Source organism: Intrasporangium sp. (assembly GCF_035280925.1).
Classification (GTDB): Bacteria; Actinomycetota; Actinomycetes; order Actinomycetales; family Dermatophilaceae; genus Intrasporangium.
Map to the genome: position 1 here is coordinate 1 of NZ_DATEEY010000202.1, position 2,210 is coordinate 2,210.

Annotated in this window: 1 protein-coding gene; it reads left to right on the top strand. The window is 69.5% G+C overall.

Going from position 1 to position 2,210, the window contains the following annotated elements; translation table 11 throughout:
* Window position 1 precedes the first annotated feature (1 nt).
* Complete coding sequence (locus VJN29_RS17995) at window positions 2-2,197, top strand: TIGR02680 family protein (RefSeq protein ID WP_324145015.1); 2,196 nt, start codon at window positions 2-4, stop codon at window positions 2,195-2,197.
* Window positions 2,198-2,210 lie beyond the last annotated feature (13 nt).

Consider the following 2,210-nt stretch of genomic DNA (forward strand, 5'->3'; position numbering starts at 1 on the left):
TCTGACCGGCCAGCAGCAGGCCGCGGTCGAGGCGGCCCTTGAGGCTGCCCAGCTACTCGACGCGTGGGTACACCCCGACGGAACCGTGGAGCATCCCAGCCACGACGTTCAGCTTCGGCCCCAGCCCAACCCCGAACCGGCTGGGTCACTGCTGGCAGTGATCGAGCCTGCCGCCGCCGAGGCCGTCCGCGAGCCGGTCGCGCGCAGCGTCCTGGCCAGCATCGGCCTCGGCCCAAGCGACCGTGACACCTGGGTCGACGTCGACGGCCGGTTCCGCGTCGGCAGGCTGGACGGGCAGAGCAGCAAGCCGTATGCACAATACCTCGGCCGCAGCATCCGGGAGCGCAACCGGCAGCGGCGCCTGGCCGAGCTCGCCGAGCTCATCAAGGACGCCGACGCGCTCGTGACCGACCTCATCGCCAGGCGCGACCGCCTCCGTGCGCGTCTGCGAACGGTCGACTCGGACCTTCGGCGCTTCCCGCCGCTCCGGCCGGTAACCGATGCCCGCGCCACCGCGGCCGAGGCCGACCGCCACGCCCGCCGCCTGGAGGGACAGGCCGTCGACGCCGAGACGCGGCTGAACGCATTGCGGGAACAGGTGACCGCCCGTGCGTACACCCGTGACCGGATCGCTGCGACCGTCGGGCTGACCTTATGGGCCGGCAGGCTCGGAGATCTCGCCCGCCTGGTGGGGAGCTACGAGCGAGCCGCGACCGCATGGATCTATGAGGAACGAAGGCTGCTCGAGGCGCGCGAACGACTGGAGCTCGCCGACCAGCTCGTCGTCCGGGCCGAAAGCCGCTGTGAGGGCAGCGAGGTGGAGCTGGACGAACGCCGCGCCGCGCTGGCATCGGCCGAGGAGCGCGTGGCGACCATGCAGCAGATCGTCGACGATCCCACGGGCCAGGAGGTACTTGGCCGCCTGGAGGCGGCCGAGGGGCATCTCGAGGCGGTCCGGGGGCAGCTTGAGGAACTGGAGGGGCGCTGGGACGGGCTGGTCGAGGCCGTCGCTCGTGCCGATAGCGCCGCATCCAGCCGCCACGGCGAGCACGAGCGGGCTCGAACGCAGCGCAGCATCGCCGTCGACGCATTCAAGCGGCTGGCCACCGCCGGTGTCGTCCGTCACGCCGCCGAGGTACGTGACTGGCCCGATACTCCAGTCGTCGACTGGTCGGAGACGGCCGCTCTGTTGGTTGCCCGCCGGATCGCCGATACGCTGGAGAAGGTCGCCTACGACGATGCAGCCCGCAACCGCGCCGCGACCAACCTCACCCGGGCGTTCCAGGAGCTGACCGTCGCGCTGCCGCCCGAGCTGCAGGTGGTCCCGCGCACCGAGCACGACGTTGCCATCTACTCGGTGGTCTACGACGCCCAGGAACGGTCCCTGTTCGAGCTGGCAGAGCTGCTCCAGGCTGATGTGCGCGCCCGCGAGCGCCGCATCAGCGAGGAGGACGTCCGCATCATCGACGAGTTCCTGTCCGGCGAGATTCGTGACAACGTCCGCCGCACCCTGCTCGAGGCTCGCCGGCTGGTGGACCGGATCAACGCCGATCTTGAGACCCGCACCACCCCGTCCGGACAGACCGTCAATCTCGACTGGCGCATCGACGAGGACGCCCCTGTCGGTACCTCCGAGGCAGTCGAGCTGCTGCTCACCACCCCAGGAGTCAATCGCAAGAAGGACGAGGCGCTGCGCCAGTTCCTCAAGGAACGGCTCGAGCAGGCACGCACCGACACCCGCGAAGCGACCGTGCGTGACCGGTTGATTGACCTGCTCGACTACCGGCTATGGCACCGCTTCACGGTCATGCAGCGGCGCTCCCCCCAGGAACGGTGGACGCCACTGACCCGCAGGATCCACGGCAAGGGGTCGGGCGGGTCGAAGGCGGCCACGCTGCATCTGCCGCTGTTCGCCGCTGCGGCTGCATTCTATGCATCGTCGAGACCGACGGCTCCCCGTCTGGTCGTTCTCGACGAGGCATTCGCAGGCATCGACGGGCCCACCACCGCCAAGCTGCTGGACCTGACCGTCGAGTGGGACTTTGACCTGTTCATGACGAGCTGGCGCGAGTGGATGTGCTTCCCTGAGCTCCCAGGTCTGTCCATCTACGAGATCATCCGTGACGCCGACGCCCACGTGGTCGACACCGAGTGGTTCATCTGGGATGGCACCAGCCGGCAGGAAATGGCCTCGTGACCGTGCCGTCGGC